Origin of the sequence: Streptomyces ochraceiscleroticus (assembly GCF_000720485.1) — a bacterium.
Classification (GTDB): domain Bacteria; phylum Actinomycetota; class Actinomycetes; order Streptomycetales; family Streptomycetaceae; genus Streptomyces; species Streptomyces ochraceiscleroticus.
This window is the reverse complement of sequence record NZ_JOAX01000027.1, coordinates 1-19,641: the sequence shown is the minus strand read 5'-3', so window position 1 is coordinate 19,641 and position 19,641 is coordinate 1. Positions and strand designations below refer to the sequence as shown.

Genomic DNA, 19,641 nt, shown 5'->3' with positions numbered 1-19,641 from the left:
CGGGCCTCAGGAAAGGGAACCCGAGCCAGTGTCTGACACGACCACCCGGACCGAGGAACGCCCGCAGGACCAGGCACCGGACGGGCGCAAGCTGCGGTTCCCGGGGCGCGGCGGCGGCACGCCCCTCTTCCGCAACGCCTACGCCCTGATGCTCAACACGGGCATATCCGGGCTGCTGGGCCTCGGCTTCTGGCTGGTCGCCGCGCGCTACTACACCGAGTCGGCGGTCGGCCAGGGCTCGGCGGCGATCGCCGCGATGAAGCTGCTGGCCGGGCTCACCGCGGTGACGCTGACCGGCGCGCTGGCCCGCTTCATCCCGGTCGCCGGGCGGGCGACGGGCCGGCTGGTCTTCCGTACGTACGCGGGCAGTTCGCTGGTCGTGGCGGTGGCCGCCGGCGTCTTCCTGCTCACCCTGGACCTGTGGGGCCCCTCGTACCGCTTCCTGCACGGTCCGCTCAACGGCCTGGGCTTCATCGTGGCGGTGGTCGCCTGGTCGGTGCTGACCCTGCAGGACGGGGTGCTGACCGGGCTGCGCAGCGCCCTGTGGGTGCCGGTGGGCAATCTGGTCTTCTCGGCGGTGAAGCTGGCGCTGCTGGTCGCGATCGCGGCGGCGGCCCCCACCGCGGGCGTCTTCGTCTCCTGGGTCGCGGCGATCGCGGTGTCCGTGATCCCGCTGGGCTGCCTGGTCTTCCGGCGCCTCGTGCCACGCCACATCGCCGCCACCGCGCGCACCGTACGGCCGCCCTCGCTGCGCGAGATGGGCCGTTTCCTGGCCGGCGACTACACCGGCTCCCTCTTCTCGCTCGCGGTGGTCTACCTCGTACCGGTCCTCGTCGCCTCGCAGGTCAGCGCGGCCGACAACGCGTACTTCTACATCACCTCCACCATCGGCGGCACGGTCAACCTGCTCGCCATCAACATGGGTGCCTCGCTGACCGTGGAGGGCTCGCACGACCCGGCGCGGCTGGCGGAGAACACCCGCGCGGCGCTGCGCCGGATGGCCCGCATCATGCTCCCGGTCTGCCTCTTCCTCTTCGTCTGCGCGCCGTACATCCTCGGTGTGTTCGGCAAGGGGTACGCGGACGCCGCGACGCCGCTGCTGCGCTGGTTCGCGGTCGGCGCGGCGCTGCGCGTGGTGATGGAGACGTACTTCGCGGTGCTGCGCGCGCAGAGCCGGACCTCGGGCCTCGCCTACCTCCAGGGCCTGCTGTGCCTCCTCGTGCTCGGCCTGACGCTGCTCCTGCTGCCGCGGATGGGGCTGGCCGGCGCGGGCGTCGCGGAGGTGTGCAGCCTGACCGTGATCGCCTCGATCGCGATGGTCAAGCTGTACGGCGTCGTCCGCGGCCGCCCGGTGGCGCCGCTGGCCAAGGCGCCGGCCGACGGGGTGGCCCCCGACGGCGACCTGGCGGACCTGGCGATGCACGGCGACCTGGGCGACGCGGTCCGCACGCCCACATGGGCACAGCGCGCCCTGCTCGACGTGGACACGATGCCGCTGGGTGTCCACGTGGACTTCGACCACATGGAACGCCGCCCCGATGTGCGGCCACCGCTGACGGAGGAGCCGGTGAGGGACGCGTACCGGGAGGCGGCGGGCGCCGGTGCCGCCGGTACGGGCGCGGCGCCGCCCTCCGGGAAGCCGTCGTGGGCGAAGGAGGCCGCGCAGGAGGCCGGTGACCCGGGAGAGGCGCACACGCTGCCACTGCCGGTCGTCGCCCCGCCGAGCGCCTCGGAGGCGCATACCGTACGGCTGCCGAAGGTCACCCCGGCGGCGCCGGCCCCTGCGGCCGCGGCCCCGGCCGCTCCTGCCGCGGCGGGCGGCACGGCCGGTACGAGCGGTGCGGCCCCGGCCGCGCGCGGCGGCGTGGCCGCCCGCCTCGCCGCCCGCCCCGACATGGGCGTCTGGGCTCTGCTCGCCCTCGCCCTCGCGCTCTTCTGGCTGCCGCTGCACGGGATGGGCGACGCCGACCTGGACCGGATGGGCGGGCTCGGCCTGATCTCCGTCCTGCCGGTCGCGACGCTGATCGGCGCGGCCCTGCTCGCCGTGGCCTTCGCCGCGGCGCTATGGCTCTCCCGGCCGCGCCGCGTCCTGCTGGCGGCGACGCTCCTGCTGACGGTCGTGGCGCTGCACGCGCTGCCCGCCGTCCTGGAGGCCGAACCGCGCTTCGCCACCGCCTGGCAGCACCTGGGCTTCCTGGACTACATCGGCCGCACCGGCACCGCCGTGCCGGATCTGGACGCGCGCTGGAGCTGGCCGGGCTTCTTCGCCGGGGCGCAGTTCCTCGCCGAGGCGTGCGGCGTCACCGACTTCGACGCGCTGCTCCGCTGGTGGCCGCTGACCATCCAACTCCTGTACCTCCCCCCTGTGTTCCTGCTGCTGCGCTCCGTACGGGCGGACTGGCGGGCGAAGTGGAGCGCGGCATGGCTGTTCGCGCTGTGCGGCTGGGTCGGCCAGGACTACTTCTCGCCGCAGGGCTTCACGTACCTGCTCTACCTCGTCTTCGTCGCGGTCCTCCTGGTGTGGTTCCGCGACCCCCGGGTGCTGCGCGGCAGGCTGCGCCCCGGTGAGGCCGAGGTGCGCCCGGCCGGCCGCAGGCAGCGGGCGGTCCTGCTCGGCGTGCTGATCGCGCTGTTCACGGTCTCCGTGGCGGGCCACCAGCTCACGCCGTTCGTGATGCTCGGCGTGCTCATCTTCCTGGTGTGGGTGCGCCGTTCGACGCTGCGCGGCCTGCCGCTGCTGCTCGGTGTGCTGGTCGTCTTCTGGATCGGCTTCCTCGCCGAGCCCTACTGGTCGGGCCACTTCGACGAGCTGTTCGGCGGCATCGGCGGCATCGGCTCCAACGTCACCTCCTCCGTGGCGGGCCGCATCGAGGGCGGCAGCAGCACTCACAAGCTCGTTCTGTACACCCGGGTCCTGCTGGCCGGTTCGGTGCTCGCGCTGGCCTGCTGGGGCGTGCTGCGGCGGCGCATGGCGGGCTTCGCCGAGCGCTCGCTGCTGGTGCTCGCCTTCGTGCCGTTCCTCGCCTTCGGCATGCAGTCCTACGGTGGCGAGATGGCGCTGCGCGTCTTCATGTTCGCGCTGCCCGGCGCGTGCGTGCTCGGCGCGCTCGCGCTCTTCCCGCGCCCGGCCGCCGACCGCCCCGCCGTCGACCTCCCCACCACGGATCTCCCCACCACGGATCGCCCCGCCGCCGGCCGCCGCGGTCTCGGGCCGCTCGCGGCCCTGCTGGCGGGCCTGGTGCTGGTCTTCGGCTTCCTCGTGGCCCGCTGGGGCAATGAGCCGTTCGAGCGGACCCGGTCCGGCGAGGTCGCGGCGATGGAGTACGTGTACGCGCACGACGAGCCGACCGTACGGCTGCTGTGGATGACCGACGACCCGGTCGACAACGTCACCCCGGACATGCCGTGGGGCGCCAAGGACATGGAGCGCGTGCAGTACGAGCCGACCCTCGCGCCGCGCGACCCGGTGCTCGTCGGTCCGCTGGTCAAGGCACTGAAGGACGCGGGCCCGCAGTCGTACCTGATCGTCAACACCGGCCAGTCCGAGGCGCTGCGGCTGGACGGCGGCTACCCGGAGAGCTGGGAGCGGCAGCTGCGCGCGAACCTGGACAGCCGCCCCGAGCTGCGGCGGGTGGTCGTCAACGCCGACGCCGTGCTGTACGAGCTGAAGGACCCGCCGGCCGGCCCGGTACCGCAGCCGGCCCCGGGCCCGGCGGGCCCGAAGGTCACCTGGACGCCGTGGTCGGTGGCGGGCGGCCTGGCGGTGGTGGCGCTGCTCCTGCTGCTGGGCACCCGCGAGATCGTGCGAGTGGCGCTCCCGCCGAGCGTGGGCAAGCAGCGCTGGGTCCAGGGCTCGTTCTGGTTCTCACTGCCGCTCCTGGTGGTCTTCCTGGCGGCCCTCGTGCAGCGGTTCGTGACGCTGTCGTAGGAGGCGCTCCCCCAGGAGACGTCTCACAGGAGACGCTCTCGTAGGAACGGCCCCCGCCCCGTAAGTACGGGACGGGGGCCGTCGCCCTTCAGCGCTTCAGCCAGCGCAGCCCGTAACCCGGCATGTCGAAGGTCCTGCCGTCGATCTTGGCCTGGATGAGGCGGTCGAGGGTGTTGATCACCAGTACGGAGTCGTCGTCGGCGAGCACCCGTACATTCGGCCGGTCTTCCGGCGCGACGGAAACGGACCGGAATGTGGTCCCCGGCGGGAATTCCTTCCCGAATTTCCCGAGCAGTTTCATCATCGGCAATTCGCCGCCGCCGTCGTCCAGTTGCGTACTGCGCCACAGGCAGCCGGGGCAGTCCTTGCCCTCGTTCTGCGGATTCCAGTACAGCGCGGTGGCCACGCCGGACCGCGCCATCTCCATCATCGCGGCGGCCTGGACCGCGGTACGGTGCGGCTCGCTCCAGCCGTTCCGGTCGTCGTTCTCGTCCGCGACCTCGACGTACCACTCCGACCACCACACCGGCAGTCCGGTCTCCTGGCGCAGCCACCGCGTCACGTCGCCGAATTTCTCCGTCGCCCGGAATTCGTCCGGCGCGTACTCATCGTCCTTGGTGTAACTGGAGCCGTCGACGGCCAGGAAGTCGGCCCCGTCCTTGTGCTCGTTCCAGTACGACACCGCGTCCAGAACGCGCTGGTCGACCGAGCCCCAGGGTCCCGCGAGATCGGACGCGTACGAGTCCTCACCGGGGCCGTAGCTGTCCATCACGACGTACGGCCCGCCGACCTGGATTCCCGGGTCGACCTTCTTCAGCTCCTTGTACACGAGGTTGTACAGCCGCGTGTACCCCTCGTAGTCCCAGCGGTTCTTGTCCTCGTCGAAGAAGCCCTTGAATTCGTTCCAGACGATGAAGTGCCGGACCTCCGGATAGCGTTTCGCTATCTTCCCCGCCAGCTTCGCGAAGTCCTCGTAGTGATCCGGGCTCGGCGCCTTCTCCAGCTCGCCCCAGTCCGTTTTCCCGGCCTTGCCGCCCTTCATCCAGTCCGGCGAACAGCACAGGGTGAGGACGGGCGTGCCACCGGTGCTCCGCATCAGCTCCAGTCGCCGGTCCAGATCACGGAAGTTGTATGTCCCGGGGCTCGGTTCCGGATTGCGCGCGCCCCAGCCCATGATGTGCTGGTTCTGCGGCATCGGGTCGCCGGTGAGCAGCCGGTCGGCCGCCACCTTGGCTGTGTGCTCGCCGCGGTCGGCGCTGAACTCGGTGTGCGTGAACCCCCAGCCCAGTTGAGCCATCGGGTTCGCGCTGCCGAACACTCCGTTGTTCGCGCCCCTGCCTTCCTGTCCCCCCGGCGGAAACCCGCACATGACCAGGAGCAACGACAGAACTGTCACCCCCGTGCCGAGAAGCGCGGTGATCGCCCACCGCGTGCGCCCCGGTATTGCCACCCGTAACCCCCCATGACGTCCCACAACGGGCAACCCTAGTCAGATTACCGGCTGTTGAGCCGCGATACCGCGTAACGGTTGCGCTGTGGACGGAACTACCACGCCGCCTGTCAAGTGCCGGTCAAGCCCGCGTCCGTCTCGGACCCGGCCCGGGTAATCCCGAAATTCCGTGTACGCCACGCGAGTCATGCCGGATCATGGCCGGCATGTGTGCCGATCACCTTCCGCCGGCCGCCGCCGAGGAATCGCTGCCGATCCGTCTGACGATGGACGACAGCGACTCCCCGTCCGATGTGGTGGACGCCCTCTTCCTGGGGCGGTTCGCCAACGGACGGCAGCCGTACGCCCGCAGCCGCTCCGTGGAGCGCGTCAAGGCGGGTCTGACGCTGCTGCCGCCCGGCGCCGAAGTACTGCGTTCAGCGCGCGACGACGACCGGAGCGCGACCCTCGCCCAGGGCGAGGGCTGGACGCTGCTCGTCTCGCGCTGGAGCCGCGGCGCCGACATCACGGTCACGGCGGTCAGCGACGAGCTGGCCCAGAAGGTGCTGGGCCAGTCCACGGACGGCGCCGAGGACGAGCCGGATCCGCAGCCCGCCAACGTCACCATGGGCTTCTGGTACTACTCCCCGCGCCGCGGCCCGTACCGCACCACCCGGCAGATCTCCGCCGGCACCTGGGAGGAGATCCGGCCGAACTACACGGCGCCGGTCGCCGACGCGCTGGACGGCCTGATGAAGGTCACTCCCGAGGAGATCGCCGGCCGGCTGCTGCTCCTGCACGGCCCGCCGGGCACGGGCAAGACGTCCGCGCTGCGCACGCTCGCCCGCTCCTGGCGCGACTGGTGCCAGGTCGACTGCGTACTGGACCCGGAGCGGCTCTTCAACGACGTCGGCTATCTGATGGACATCGCCATCGGCGAGGACGACCCGAGCGGCCGGGGCCGCTGGCGGCTGCTGCTCCTGGAGGACTGCGACGAGCTGATCCGCGGCGAGGCCCGGCACACCGCCGGGCAGGCGCTCTCCCGGCTCCTCAACCTCACGGACGGCCTGCTGGGCCAGGGCCGCAACGTCCTCGTGGGCGTGACCACCAACGAGGACCTGGAGCGGCTGCACCCGGCGGTGGTCCGGCCCGGCCGCTGCCTGGCCCGTATCGAGGTCGGCCCGCTCACGCGCACGGAAGCGGTGGGCTGGCTGGGCTCGGACGAGGGCATCGGCCGCGAGGGCGCGAGCCTCGCCGAACTGTACGCACTGCGCCGCGGCACCCGCCCCGCCGCCGTCCCCGCCCAGGACACGGGCGCGGACTCGGGGCTGTATCTGTGAGAGCGCGGGTGGCGGCGCGGGGCGCGGCTTCGGCGGGGCGGCCCGCGCCTTTGGTGGTGCGGCCGGCGGCGCGGCTCGTGCGTGCGCCGGTACGGCTTGTACCGGTGGCGGTGCGGCTCGCGCCTTCGTTGGTGCGGGCCGTGCCTTCGGCGGTGCGGCCCGCGTCTTCGGCGGTACGGCTTGTACCGGTGGCGGTGCGGCCCGTACGCGCGGCGGTGCGGGCCGGCCGCCTCACCGCCGGCGCCCCCGCGGCTTGAGCGGCACCGGCGGCAGGGCCGGGGCCGGCAGCGGCGGCCCGTCGTAGCCGTGCACCGTCCCGAAGCGCTCCCCCGCCATCCACGCCTCCCGCGCCGCCGCCACCTCCTCACCGCTGCGCGCGACGAAGTTCCACCACATGACGATCCGTTCCTCGAACGGCAGCCCGCCCAGCAGCATCAGGCTGCTGTGGACGTCCGAGCGCACCGGCAGCTCGCCGCGCCCGCACCCGAGGTACAGCAGCGAGCCGGGCCCGAGCCGTACGCCGTCCACCTCGGTCTCCCCCTCGATCGTCAGCACGGCGTACTCGAAGTCGCTCTCCAGCGGCAGCCGTACGTGCGTCCCCGCGCCGATCGTGATGTCCGCGCCGACCAGCGGCGAGTGGATCGTGCCGGGCGACCGCGCGCCCGCCAGCTCCCCGAGGATCACCGTCGCGCTCAGCCCGCCGCCCCCGGTGATCACCGGCAGCTCGGCATGGTGCTCGAACGACGGCGCCTTCCCCCGCTGTTCGTTCGGCAGCGCGACCCAGAGCTGCGCGCCGTGCAGCACCCGGGTGTGGTCGCGCGGCGACTCCTCCGAGTGCGCGATCGCCCGGCCCGAGGTCATCAGGCCCAGCTCCCGCGGCCGTACGGTCTGCAGGGAGCCGAGGCTGTCGCGGTGCAGCACCTCGCCCTCGCGCAGCCAGGTGACCGTCTGCAGCCCCATGTGCGGATGCGGCGGCACCTGCATCCCGGGCTCCCCGGCGATGTCGTCCGGACCGTAGTGGTCCACGAAGCACCACGCGCCCACCATCCTGCGGCCCAGGTTCGGCAGCAGTCTGCGGACCAGCGTGGACTCCCCCAGCGGAACCTGCTTGCCTGGCTGGACGTCACGGACCGGCCCGGTCCGGCCTCCGCCCCCGCAGAGACTGGCCGCGGGCTTGAGATCGAGGTTGCTCATGCGGTCACGATATGGCGGTCACGCGGGCAGCTCCCGCAGGCGTACGGACAGACACGTCACACACCCCTCCAGCTTCTCGAACTCACCGATGTCGACGGGCACCGGCGTGTACCCGAGGTCGGCGAACAGCTCGGCGCTCTTCGGCGCACTGGCCGCCATCAGCAGTTTTCCACCGCCCAGCAGCACGACGTGGGAGCCGCTCTCCTCCGGCACGGCCAGGAAGCGCGGGAAGAGTGCGCGCGCCTCGTCGTCGACGAGCGGCGGGTATCCGATGACGGTGCCGTCGGGAAGTGCGGTAACGGCCGACTTCAGGTGCAGGACCTTGCTGACCGGTACGGCGACGACCCGCGCCCCCAATGGCTCGAAAGCAGCCCGAATTTGGCGCACTCCGTCCCCGTTGGTGCGCCCGCCGCGGCCCACGTACACCGTGCCGCCGATTTTCAGCACGTCCCCGCCGTCCAGCGTCCCCGGCGCGCGGACCCGGGCCACGAAGCAGCCGAGCCCCTCGACGGTCTCCGCGGCCGCCGCGGTCTCCGGCTTCCGCTCGTCCGCGCCGGGCCGCGAGATCAGCGCGGCGTTGCGGTACACCACCATGGTGTCCTCGACGAAAACGCCGTCCGGGCAGTCGTCGGCGGGCGGCACCTCGGCGGTCTCCCAGCCGTGCGCCTGCAGCGTCCCGACGTACGCCTCCCACTGCCGCAGCGCGAGCCCGGCATCCACCGGCCGCCGGTCGATGTGCGTGACCAGCCCTTCCGCGAGCCGCGGACTCGGCCGCCGAACAAGCGCCTTCTTGCTGGCCATGACGCGCCCACCTCCGGATTCCTCGGCACGGACTCCGCAGTGAGGCTGCCCGGAATCCGTACGGCTTACTGAACGACGGGTTAGCAAGGCCACCTTACGCCTCGGCAGTCCCGATGCGGGTGGGTGGTGGCTGGTGGAGTGGTCACCCGGGGTGGGTGGTGGCTGGTGGGGTGGTCACCCGTCCTCGCCGTACGTGGCGCGCAGGGCCGTCACCGCGGCGGTCAGCGCGGTCTGGTGGTCAAGGCCGAGCCGCTGCGCCCGCTGGGCGAAGGCCAGGGCGGCCTCCGCGGCCTGCTGAGCCCCCGCGTCCCCGGCGGCCGCGACGAACGTACCGTTACGGCCCCGGGTCTCGATCACCCCGTCGCTCTCCAGCGCCCGGTACGCCTTGGCCACGGTGTTCGCTGCCAGTCCCAGCTCCCCCGCCAGCCCGCGCACCGTCGGCAGCCGGAACCCGGCCGGCAGCCGCCCGCTCCGGGCCTGCTCGGCGATCTGGGTGCGGACCTGCTCGTACGGCGCGTCCGCCGCTTCCGGATCGACGACAAGCTGCAGAGGGTGCAGGGCCACGGTGACACTCCCGGTAGAGGTGAGGCTACAGAACCTTTGTCCCAGCCATTGTGCTCCGCCCCCGCTCCCGCACCGGCCCACCACGCCCCACGCCCAGACGCTCCGCGTCTACATGCCCCGCGCCCAGACACCCCACGCCCACACGCCCCGCGCTCACTGGCCGGGCACTGCCTTCGATCGGCGCGACCGCCCCCGTTCTCCTCTCCGTCATCCTCGTCGCCCCCGCGTTCCTCGCCGCCACCCTCGTCGCCGCCGCCTGACTCGCCGTCACCCACGTCGCCTCGTCCGACTCGCCGTCACCCTCCTCGCTATCGCCCTCCTCGCCGTCGTCTCCGCATCCCGCGTGCCTTCCTCATCCCCCGCCCTCCTCACCCCTCCGTTTCCGCGATACGGCCGCCCGTGCTCTGCGGCAGCGGCACCGCGCGGTCCGGGCCCGCCGGGTCGTACGCGAGGGAGTCGCCGGGCCGGTGCCAGTGCAGGACGAAGCGCCGGCCCGTGCGGTACGCGTCCAGGCCCGCCCTGCAGTACGCGACCATGTCGTCCGGCAGCGCGTCGAGCGGGAACCACGCGAGCTGGGAGCACTTCTCCGGCTCGCGGTTGACCGGCTCGCCGCCCGCGCCGTACGCCGCCTCGAAGAACCAGCCGATCCGCGGCCGCCCGTCCGGCGCGCGGTGCTGCATGACCAGCGCGACCCGGAGGTCCGACGCGGTCAGCCGCAGCCCGGTCTCCTCGGCCGCCTCCCGGATCATCGCCTCCCGGACGTCCTCACCGTCCTCGGCGTGCCCGCTGGGTGCGTGCAGCAGCCCGTCCGCGTATCCGGTGTTCGCGCGCCGGGCGAGCAGCACCTCGTCCCCGCGGCGCAGGATCAGATGGACATCGATCACCTCCGTATGGCGGGCCGGCGGCGCGGGGTGGACCACCAGCGCGTACCGCTCGTCCCGCACCTCCCTGCCCCACAGCACGGGATCCGCGAGTCTCTCCAGATGCGTGCGGCGGGCCAGCGGAGCGGTCAGCCCCTCCAGTTCGGCGGCCGTGATGCCGATCGGGTCGGACTCGCCCCACCGGCCCTCGATCAGCACCAGCCGGCCCCCGGGCCGCAGCAGCCGGACCCACCGGCGCAGCACCGCCTCCGGATCGGGCAGTGCCCACAGCAGATGCCGGACCAGGACCGCGTCGAACTGCCGCTCCCCCACCGGCGGTTCGGCGGCGTCGCCGACCATCAGCCGCGCGGCCTGCGTCCGGTCATCGGGCCGCGCCGCCGCGAACTTGGCGCGGGCCTTGTCCACCATCCGCGGCGAGCGGTCGATCCCCGTGACGCGGTGGCCCTGCTCGGCGGCGAGCAGGGCCAGGCTGCCCGTGCCGCAGCCGAGGTCGAGGACGTCGGACGGCCCGGCCGGCAGCCAGTCCCGCAGCCGGTCCGCCCAGGCGGCCCGTACCGCGGGATCGCGCAGCCCGTGATCGGGCTCGTCGTCGAACCGCTCGGCGGCGGATTCCCAGTAACCGGCGTCGGTGACCGGCATGTCGGTAGTCATGCACAGATCGTGACAGGCGCCACTGACAATCGCTCTGACCTGTGGATAACCCGGTCTTTCGCCCGGGCGCCGGGCAGGCGGAGGGCGGAAGACCGGCCGCCTGCCCCGCCGGTGTTCCGCCCCGTCCGGCTCCCGTCCCGCTCTCAGTCCTCCGCGCGCGCGGAACGCCCGCGCGGGAGCGCCCGCTTGATCCAGGGCCAGGCCAGCAGCACCGCGATCACGGCGTAGACGGTGACCGAGAACGGCGTGTTGACCAGGCCGGTGACGCTGCCGTCGCTGATCTGCAGCGCCCGCCGGAGCTGCTGTTCGGCGGCCGGGCCGAGGATGACCCCGATGACGGCGGGCAGCACCGGCAGCCCGTACCGCCGCATGCCCAGCCCGATCAGCCCGATGATCAGCAGGATGACCAGGTCCAGCGGCTCGCCGCCGACCGCGTACGCGCCGACCGCGGCGAAGAAGAGGATCCCGGCGTACAGGTACGGGCGCGGGATCCGCAGCAGCTTCGCCCAGACGGGCGCCAGCGGCAGGTTGAGGACGAGGAGCAGGACCATGCCGACGAACAGCGAGGCGATCAGGCCCCAGACGAGCTCCGGTTCGCGCTCGAAGAGCAGCGGCCCGGGCTGGATGCCGTACTGCTGGAAGGCCGCCAGCATCACCGCGGCGACGGCGGTCGTCGGCAGGCCGAGGGTCAGCATCGACACGAGCGTGCCGGCCGCCGACGCCGAGGACGCCGACTCGGGCCCGGCGACGCCTTCGATGGCGCCGCGGCCGAACTCGTCGCGGTGCTTGGAGAGCCGCTTCTCGGTGACGTACGAGAGGAAGGTGGGGATCTCGGCGCCGCCGGCCGGGATCGCGCCGAACGGGAAGCCGATGAGCGGGCCGCGCAGCCACGGCTTCCACGTGCGCCGCAGCTCCGCCTTGCCCAGCCAGGGACGGCCCACCGGGATCGACTCGCCCGCCGTGCGCCGCAGGTGGGCCGCCACCCACAGCGCCTCTCCGATGGCGAATAGGCCGACGGCGACGATGACGACATCGATGCCGTCGGCGAGTTCGAGGGTCCCGAAGGTCAGTCGCTGCTGTCCGGTCATCTGGTCCAGGCCGACGAGCCCGAGGGTGAGGCCGATGAGCAGCGAGGCGAAGCCGCGTATCCGGGAGCTGCCGAGCACGGACGTCACGGCGATGAAGGCGAGCACCATGATGGCGAAGTAGTCGGGCGCGCCGATGTCCACGGCGAGCGCGGCGACCGTGGGCGCGAGCACGACCAGCAGGATCGTGCCGATCATGCCGCCCGCGAAGTGCCCGCAGGCGGCGGCCGCCAGGGCCTGCGCGCCGCGCCCGGCGCGTGCCATCGGATTGCCTTCGATGGCCGCGACCACCGCCGCGCTCTCTCCGGGTGTGTTGAGCAGGATGGAGGTGGTGGAGCCGCCGAACATGCCCCCGTAGTAGATCCCGGCGAACATGATGAACGCGCCGGTCGGGTCCAGCCCGTAGGTGACGGGGAGGAGGAGGGCGACGGCCATGGCGGGGCCGATGCCCGGCAGTACCCCGATGGCTGTGCCGAGCAGCACCCCGATGGCGGCCCACAGCAGGTTGAGCGGCGTCAGCGCCGTACCGAAGCCGTCGATGAGTGAGGACAGGGAGTCCATCGTCTACAGCACCCCCATGAGCGGGCCGCCGGGCAGCGGCACGCCCAGCAGATTGTTGAACACGACGTAGGTCACGAGGGACAGGACGGCTGCGATGAGCGGGTCCCGGGTGAGGTTGCGGCTGCCCAGTGCGTACGCGGAGCCCCAGAAGAGCAGTGCGCCGGAGATGGGGAAGCCGAGCGGGCCGATGAGGACGGCGTTGGCGAGGAAGACGCCGGCGAGCAGGGCGACGGTGCGCCAGTCGCCGGGCTCGGTGAGGTCGATGTCCTCGCCGCCCTCGGCCTCGCCGCGGCCGCCCCGCAGGACGTCGACGGCGAGGAGGACGGCGACGACCAGGAGGAGCACCCCGACGACGATCGGCACGGTGGTGGGCCCAATGGGGCCGCGCTGGGTGATGTCGGTGTCCATCGTGACCGCGTCGGTGAGCACGAGGACGCCGAGGACCAGGAGGATGAGGCAGACGCCCAGTTCGGAGCGGCCGCGCAAGGAGGCGCGCAGCCCGCTGCCCTTCGGGGGCGCGGTGGGTTCGGTACCGGTGCTCACAGCCCCAGCTCCTTCAGTACGGTGTCGACGCGCCGGTCCTGGGCGTCCAGGAAGCGGCCGAACCTGTCGCCGGTCATGAAGGCGTCGCTCCACCCGTTGCGCTTGAGCGCGTCCTTCCACTGCTTGGATCCGTGCAGCTCGGTGAAGAGGGTGGTCAGCTTCTGCCGTTCGACGTCCGTGAGGCCCGGGGGCGCCACGATGCCGCGCCAGTTGGTGAACTGGGTGTCCACGCCCGCCTCCTTGAGGGTGGGCGCGTCCAGGCCCTTGACCCGCTCCGGGCCGGTGACGGCCAGCAGCCGCAGCTCCCCGGACTTGATCTGGTCCAGGTACTCGCCGACGCCGGACACCCCGAAGGCGACCTTGCCGCCCAGTACGGAGGCGAGCAGCTCACCGCCGCCGTCGAACGGCACGTAGTTGACGGACTTGGGCGTGATCCCGGCGGCCTTCGCCATCAGCATCGGCGCCAGGTGGTCGGGGCCGCCGGCCGAGGAGCCGCCGCCGACGGGCATCTTGCGGGGGTTCTTCTTCCAGTCGGCGAGGAGCTGCTCGAACGTCTTGTACTTGGAGTCCTTGGCGACGACCACGATGTCCGGCTCCTCCGTGAGCCGCGCGATGGGCGTGGTGTCGCCGAGCCCGGAGGGCGAGTGGTTGGTGTGGACGGCGCCGACGACGCCGAGCCCCATGGACATCGCGAGCTTGCCGTTGCCGTGCTCGTTGACCATCCGGCTGAGGCCGACCGTGCCGCCGGCGCCGGGGAGGTTGAAGACCTCGACATTGTGGTTGAGCCCGGCGTCCTCGATGCTCTTCGCCGCCGTACGGGCCGTGATGTCGTATCCACCGCCCGGCGTGTTGGGCACCATGAACTGCAGGCCCGGGATCCGGGTCCCGGCGTCGGCCCCGCTGCCCGATGTCAGCAGGGGCGGGCCGAGGAGGACGATCAGAACCGCCCCCAGGAGGGCGAGGGGTGTGCGCGCACGCACAGATGACACCACCCTTCTCTTGCGTGTGGCTTCATGGCTCTGTGGGGGGGAGATCGTGGTGAGGGCCACATGTTGCCCGGGGGTTAACTCGGCGTCTCGCTTCCGGTATTAAGGGTCGTTGTGAACGTTGTGGTCGCGGAAGGGATCGTTCGATGACCAAGGTGCTGGTCGTCGACGACGACTTCATGGTCGCCAAGCTGCACAGCCACTACGTGAACGCCACCGAGGGCTTCTCTGTGGCCGGCGTGGCACATACGGGGGCCGAGGCACTGCGCGCGGCCGAACGGCTCCGCCCCGACCTCCTCCTGCTGGACATCTACCTGCCGGACATGGACGGCATCAGCGTGCTGCGCCGGCTGCGGGCCCTGGAGGGCGGGACGCACGCCGACGCGCTCTTCGTTACGGCGGCACGCGACGCGCACGTCATACGGGACGCGTTGCGGGCCGGTGCGCTGCACTACCTCATCAAGCCGTTCGACCGGTCCTCGCTTCAGGAGCAGCTCCGGCACGTGGCCGCGTTGCGCACCCGTCTGGACAGGATCGGTGAGGCCAGCCAGGAGGACGTGGACCAGATCTTCGGCACCCGCCCGCGCGCCTCCAGAGGTCTGCCCAAAGGTCTCGCCGCCCATACGGCGGACCTGGTCGAACGCACCCTGCGCCAGCACGAGGACGGCCTCTCGGCATCGGAGTGCGCGGCGGCGGGCGCGCTGTCCCGGGTGAGCGCGCGCCGCTACCTGGAGTACTTCACGGGCACCGGGCAGGCCGAGGTCTCGCTCCGGTACGGCGGCACCGGGCGCCCCGAACGGCGCTACCGATGGATCGCCTGAGGACCGCCCGCTCCTTGGGACTTAACCACCGCTGAGCGGTTCCTTAAGCCACCCATAAAGATCGCCAAGGGTCCGTTCCGGGCGGCGAATTCGCTGGTCGGCGGGGCTAGCGTGCTGCCCGCCGGGTGCACCCGCCACGTACGGCATGAACTCCGCACGTCCTGAAGGAGACCCCCACAATGACCGCTCGCCGCAAGACCGCAGGGCGCGCCCTGACCACCCTCGCTCCGCTCGCCCTCACCGTGCTCGCCGCGGGCCCGGCGGCCGCGCACGGCTCGATGACGGACCCGGTGAGCCGGATCTCCGCGTGCTACGCCGAGGGCCCGGAGTCACCGGACTCCGCGGCCTGCAAGGCGATGGTCGCGGCCGGCGGCGTGCAGGCCCTGTACGACTGGAACGGCGTACGGGACGGCGCGGCGGGCGGCCAGTCCAGGACCCGCATACCGGACGGCAAGCTCTGCAGCGCGAACAGCGAGGAGTACAAGGGCCTTGACCTGGCCCGGGACGACTGGCCGGCCAGCCCGATGGCGGCGGGTGCCCACACGTTCCGATACAAGGCCACCGCGCCGCACAAGGGCACGTTCGAGCTGTACCTCACCAAGGACGGCTACGACCCGAGCAAGCCGCTGAAGTGGTCGGACCTGGAGGCGAAGCCGTTCGCGAAGGTCACCGACCCCACCCTGACCGGCGGCGACTACGTCTTCGAGGGCAAGGTGCCGGCCCGCTCCGGCCGCCACCTGATCTACAGCATCTGGCAGCGCTCGGACAGCCCCGAAGCCTTCTACACCTGCTCGGACGTGGTCTTCGGCAAGGACGGCGGCAGTACGGGGACGGCAGCGGCCACCGCCCCGACCGAGCACCAGCTCGCGGCCGGCGCGGACAGGTCGTCGATGGACCACACGCAGATGCACCACGGGAACACGAGCAAGGACGCGCACTCTGCCCCGGACGCACATGCGGGCGAGGACACCCACGCGAGCACGAACGGCGTGCGCCCGGATGGCTCATCGGGCAAGGCGGTGACCACGCAGCTCGCCGAGACCGGGGGCGATGGCTCGACCGCTCCGCTCGCCATCGGCGGCGCGGCCGTGCTGGCACTGGGCGCCTCGCTGCTCTTCGCCGTCGCCCGCCGCAAGGCCGCCCGGAACGGCGGCTGAGGACCGGGCGACGGTGCGGCAGGTCATGCGGTGCGCTGCTCCCCGGGGAGCAGCGCACCGCACGGCGATGTGGTCAGCGCGACGTGCAGGTCGTCGGCGTCGCGTGGGCCGGGTCCAGGGCGTTGGCCGTCTCGTGGAAGGCGACCCGGTCGGCCAGGCCGATGACCAGGTGCTCGGAGAAGTCGGTCGGGCACAGGTCCTGGACCAGTACGTTCCGCACGTCCGGGCCGCTCAGGAACTGGCTCTTGTAGGGCGTGACCACCTCGTCGTACTTGCTCGCGATGACCGTGTAGCGCACACCGGGGACGGTGTCGCCGCCCTCGTTGAGGCGGTTGAGGAAGTCCGAGCCCACCATCTGGTCGTTGAGGCTCGGCGCGAGCGAGTCGAGGTACTTCTTGGCGCCCGGGAACTGGTCCAGGAGCCGCGTCAGCCCGTTCACGTCGGTGCCGTGGTTGTCGGGCGCGATGCCGACCAGCGCGTTCACCTTCGCCGCGCCGCCGAGGAACTTGAGGTAGTGGCGCGGCATCATGCCGCCCTGCGAGTGGCCCACGAGGTCGGTCTTCGGCGCGCCCGTCGCGGCCAGTACCCGGTCCACGTACGCGGAGAGCTGCTCGGCCGACTTGTCGACCGGGCCGAGGCCGTGGAAGAGGGGGACGCCGGGCAGTTGCCCGTAGTCGAAGGAGAAGACGCAGTAGCCGCGGGCGACCAGGTACGGCGCCAGGCCGAGCCAGTTGTCCACGGAGTTGCCGAAGGTGCCGTGGACGAGGACGACGGGCCGGGGGTGGGCGGCGGACGGCTTGCAGGAGTAGTCGTTCCAGCCGGCGGAGACGGTGGCCTCCGACGCGGTGGCGGCTGCCGCCGTGGGGGTGGCCGCGGTGGCGGCGCCGAAGGCGAGGGCGAGGGCGGAGACGGCGGTGGCCGCACGTCTCCAGGGCAGGGCTCGGTGCGTGGTCGTGTTCATGCGATGCTCCTTGCGGGAGGTGAGGGGACTCCGAAGTGCTCGCCGAGTCATCACCTGCGATCCGGATCGCATGGCTCAACGCTGTGATCGACCGTCAAGTTACGGCTGAGTAAGGTCAGGGGTCCAGTCGTGCGACGGTGAAAGAAGTGGCACACGATTCTCACCGGACGTACGGGTTATCCACAGGCTCCGGCCGCTGTCGGCGGTCCGGCGTAGAGTCGTTGCCATGGCGCTCGCGAGCCGCGCGGGCCCGCCGTGACAGGGGGAAACGGCAATGAGCACTGCATCAGCGGAGCCGACGGAACCGACGGCCGATCAGCCGGTGGACAGGACGCGGACGGCGTCGGCGGGCGGGCCCTTGGAGAGTCTGGTGGAGGTCACCTCGGAGGCGGAGCTGCGCGAGCTGGTCGGCGAGCCGAACGCCCGCGCCGCCCACAAGACCCGTCCCGCGCTGCACGAGCTGGACCGGCAGTGGCTGGCCAACTCCCCGTTCTGCCTGCTCGCCACGGCCGACGCCGAGGGCCGCTGCGACGTCTCGCCCAAGGGCGACCCCGCGGGCTTCACGCTCGTGCTGGACGACACCACGATCGTCATCCCCGACCGCCCAGGCAACAAGCGCGTGGACGGCTTCCGCAACGTCCTGGCCAACCCGCACGTGGGCCTGGCGTACGTCCTGCCCGGCCGCGGCGACACCCTGCGCATCAACGGACGGGCCCGGCTGCTGCGCGACGCGCCCTTCTTCGACGAACTGGTCGTCAAGGGCCACCGTCCGGCGCTCGCGCTGCTCGTGGAGATAGAAGAGGTCTTCCACCACTGCTCCAAGGCGTTCCTGCGATCCGGCCTGTGGCGCACGGAGACCTGGCAGCCCGAAGCCCTCCCCACCCGGGCCCGCATATGCAAGGCCCTGGAGGCCCCGGACCTCCCGCTCGAAGCCCTCGAGGCCCACTACGGCCCGCGCTACGCCGACCGCCTGTACGGCTGACCGTAAGGCCGGCCGTGGGGTCGACGTCCCGCGGCCGACGCGGGGGCGGCCGAGGCCGCGGCGGGACGGGCGGCGTGCGGACCGAAGCGGGTGCGCGCACGGTCGACGGCGGCTTCGATGCGGCGGGCCTTGTCGTCCGCCGGGTCGAACGTCAGCTGGCGGGCGGCGCGTTCGGCCCGGCGGAGGTCCTCGGCCCGTAGCGCCACCGCCCGTACGCGAGCACGTTGCAGGCCGAGCGCGGCGTGCAGCGCGTAGGCGACCTCGGTCAGCGCGGGCCCGTGCGCGGTCGGCTCGGCCAGCCGCCGGGTGCGGGTCGTGGTGGAGCGGTCGGCGTAGCGGACGGTGAGCGTGAGCGCGCCTGCCACCTGACCGCCGCTGCGCATCCGGGAGCCGAGCTCGTCCGCGAGCGAGAGCAGCGCTCTGCGGCGCCGTGCCTCGTCCAGCTCGTCGTGGGCGAAGCGGTGTTCGGCGGCCATCGAGCGGGCCGGGGCGTTCGGGGTCACCGGCGTCGGGTCGATGCCGCGGGCCCGCTCGGACACCCGGCGGCCGGCCTTCGCGCCGAGGATGCGCTGCAGGGTCGCGGGCGGCGCGGCGGCGATCCGCCCGACGCTGTCGAGCCCGTACGCACACAGGGCGCGGGCCGCGGCGGGACCGATGCCGTGCAGGGCGGCAGCGGGCCTGCGGTCGAGGAAGGCCGCGACGCCCTCGGGGTCACCGGGGACGACGCGTACCTCTCCGGGGGCCGCGTCCTGGGCGGCCATCCGGGCGAGCAGGGGGTTGCCAGCGATACCGATGACGCACTCGGCGTCGTACCACGCCAGGGCACGCAGCCGGAGCAGCTCGGCGATGCCGGCGGCGTCCCGGCCGAAGTACCGCTGCGCACCGCGCACGTCGGCGAGCGCGGCGTCCGGCGGCAACGCCTCGACCACGGGGGTGAACTCCCCCAGCAGCGCGATCAGCCGCTCGTACGTCTCCTCTCCGAGGGGCGCGACGGCCCCCGCTCCGGCCGCCGCGGCCGGACGGAACCGTACGTACAGCGCGACCCCGGCCCTGGGCACCCGGCCCCGGCCCGAAGCACCGGCGGCACCCGCCGGAGAGTTCCCGGAAGGAGGTGAGGAAGGAGGAGAGGAAGGGGGCTTACGGTAAGTCATCCTGCGCTCCCTGGGCTGGCGTGCCACAACTTGCGACCGGTGGCAGCACGTTCACCCGCGGGCTGAAGGTCGGCCCACGGGTGCAGGGTGTAGCCGGTGGGCAGACGAATGACCCGCTCGTCGTCCGGCGCCACCGAGTCGTCCGGCGTCGGCGAGTCGCCCGGCGCTGCCGAGTCACTCGGCGTCGCCAAGCCGCCCGGCATCGCCAAGCCGCCCGGCGTCGGCGAGCCGGCAGATGGGGTGGGAGCGCCGTCCCCTCCGGGCGCCGTGCCAGTGCCCGCCTCCGCGGCGGCGTACCGCTCGCGGTCGGCGGAGCCGCTCCGGCTGTGGGGGTGCCCGGTGACGCGCGCACCCGGGCTGCGCCCCGCATCGACGCGCCCCGCGGCAGGTGCGGGAGCCGGGTCGGACGCGGAGGCCGGGGTGGGCGCGGAGGCCGGGGTGGGCGCGGAGGCCGAGGCCGGGGCCGCTCCCGAGGCCGGGGCTGAAGCGGGCACGGGAGCCGTGACGGGCTCGGGGGTCTGGGTTGTCTTGGAGGTCGAGGCGGTCTCTGAGGAGGAGTTCGCGGCAGCTGCCGGTACGGGGGTGGGGGGGGCGGGGGTGGGGGAG

The 19,641-nt window shown here is 72.6% G+C and carries 15 protein-coding genes and 1 pseudogene; 6 read left to right on the top strand and 10 right to left on the bottom strand.

Features of this window, described 5'->3' with window-relative positions:
• Window positions 1-28: 28 nt before the first annotated feature.
• A complete protein-coding gene (locus tag IG84_RS0129310) occupies window positions 29-3,928 on the top strand; it encodes a lipopolysaccharide biosynthesis protein (RefSeq protein ID WP_031063490.1) in 3,900 nt (1,299 codons plus the stop codon).
• Window positions 3,929-4,016: 88 nt separating this feature from the next.
• Here IG84_RS0129310 and IG84_RS0129305 read toward each other — a convergent pair whose 3' ends face one another.
• Entirely contained in the window at window positions 4,017-5,402 is a 1,386-nt protein-coding gene (locus IG84_RS0129305) for a GH39 family glycosyl hydrolase (RefSeq protein WP_078649512.1), read from the bottom strand.
• Between the two features lie 182 nt (window positions 5,403-5,584).
• On the opposite strand from IG84_RS0129305, the gene IG84_RS0129300 reads away from it, so the two are divergent.
• Window positions 5,585-6,697 (top strand): DUF5925 domain-containing protein, encoded by a 1,113-nt coding sequence (locus IG84_RS0129300; RefSeq protein WP_031063483.1) that lies wholly within the window; start codon window positions 5,585-5,587, stop codon window positions 6,695-6,697.
• Between the two features lie 231 nt (window positions 6,698-6,928).
• Here the strand turns inward: IG84_RS0129300 and IG84_RS0129295 are convergent, their stop codons facing one another.
• From IG84_RS0129295 to IG84_RS0129265, 7 genes are all read right to left on the bottom strand, one after another.
• Entirely contained in the window at window positions 6,929-7,891 is a 963-nt protein-coding gene (locus IG84_RS0129295; protein ID WP_031063480.1) for a pirin family protein, read from the bottom strand.
• A gap of 18 nt (window positions 7,892-7,909) precedes the next feature.
• On the bottom strand, window positions 7,910-8,692 hold the full coding sequence (gene ddaH, locus IG84_RS0129290) for a dimethylargininase (protein WP_031063476.1): 783 nt from the start codon (window positions 8,690-8,692) through the stop codon (window positions 7,910-7,912).
• A 174-nt stretch (window positions 8,693-8,866) separates the two neighbouring features.
• Window positions 8,867-9,256, bottom strand: coding sequence for a GntR family transcriptional regulator (locus IG84_RS0129285; protein ID WP_031063472.1), 390 nt, complete (start codon window positions 9,254-9,256; stop codon window positions 8,867-8,869).
• 368 nt (window positions 9,257-9,624) lie between these two features.
• Window positions 9,625-10,788, bottom strand: a complete 1,164-nt coding sequence (locus IG84_RS0129280; RefSeq protein ID WP_245659636.1) for a methyltransferase domain-containing protein — start codon at window positions 10,786-10,788, stop codon at window positions 9,625-9,627.
• A 143-nt stretch (window positions 10,789-10,931) separates the two neighbouring features.
• Window positions 10,932-12,434 carry a tripartite tricarboxylate transporter permease gene (locus tag IG84_RS0129275; RefSeq protein ID WP_031063465.1) on the bottom strand — a complete coding sequence of 501 codons (1,503 nt, stop codon included), beginning with the start codon at window positions 12,432-12,434 and terminating at the stop codon, window positions 10,932-10,934.
• 3 nt (window positions 12,435-12,437) lie between these two features.
• The gene (locus tag IG84_RS0129270) at window positions 12,438-12,977 is read right to left on the bottom strand and encodes a tripartite tricarboxylate transporter TctB family protein (RefSeq protein WP_031063462.1); all 540 of its coding nucleotides are present in this window, start codon (window positions 12,975-12,977) and stop codon (window positions 12,438-12,440) included.
• The gene (locus IG84_RS0129265) at window positions 12,974-13,957 is read right to left on the bottom strand and encodes a Bug family tripartite tricarboxylate transporter substrate binding protein (protein WP_031063459.1); all 984 of its coding nucleotides are present in this window, start codon (window positions 13,955-13,957) and stop codon (window positions 12,974-12,976) included. Before IG84_RS0129265 ends, IG84_RS0129270 begins: the two co-directional genes overlap by 4 nt.
• 152 nt (window positions 13,958-14,109) lie before the next feature.
• Between IG84_RS0129265 and IG84_RS0129260 the strand changes: the two genes are divergently transcribed.
• Both IG84_RS0129260 and IG84_RS0129255 read left to right on the top strand, forming a co-directional pair.
• Window positions 14,110-14,784 carry a response regulator gene (locus IG84_RS0129260; RefSeq protein ID WP_031063456.1) on the top strand — a complete coding sequence of 225 codons (675 nt, stop codon included), beginning with the start codon at window positions 14,110-14,112 and terminating at the stop codon, window positions 14,782-14,784.
• Window positions 14,785-14,963: 179 nt separating this feature from the next.
• Complete coding sequence (locus IG84_RS0129255) at window positions 14,964-15,941, top strand: lytic polysaccharide monooxygenase (protein WP_031063453.1); 978 nt, start codon at window positions 14,964-14,966, stop codon at window positions 15,939-15,941.
• Window positions 15,942-16,014: 73 nt separating this feature from the next.
• Here the strand turns inward: IG84_RS0129255 and IG84_RS0129250 are convergent, their stop codons facing one another.
• The gene (locus tag IG84_RS0129250; RefSeq protein ID WP_031063451.1) at window positions 16,015-16,902 is read right to left on the bottom strand and encodes an esterase/lipase family protein; all 888 of its coding nucleotides are present in this window, start codon (window positions 16,900-16,902) and stop codon (window positions 16,015-16,017) included.
• A 370-nt stretch (window positions 16,903-17,272) separates the two neighbouring features.
• On the opposite strand from IG84_RS0129250, the gene IG84_RS0129245 reads away from it, so the two are divergent.
• Complete coding sequence (locus tag IG84_RS0129245; protein ID WP_031063449.1) at window positions 17,273-17,884, top strand: pyridoxamine 5'-phosphate oxidase family protein; 612 nt, start codon at window positions 17,273-17,275, stop codon at window positions 17,882-17,884.
• Here the strand turns inward: IG84_RS0129245 and IG84_RS0129240 are convergent.
• A complete protein-coding gene (locus IG84_RS0129240; protein WP_051862560.1) occupies window positions 17,860-19,035 on the bottom strand; it encodes a DNA polymerase Y family protein in 1,176 nt (391 codons plus the stop codon). The genes IG84_RS0129245 and IG84_RS0129240 overlap by 25 nt on opposite strands.
• A gap of 96 nt (window positions 19,036-19,131) precedes the next feature.
• Here IG84_RS0129240 and IG84_RS41275 point away from each other — a divergent pair.
• Window positions 19,132-19,641, top strand: a pseudogene (locus IG84_RS41275) (hypothetical protein); the annotation flags it as partial.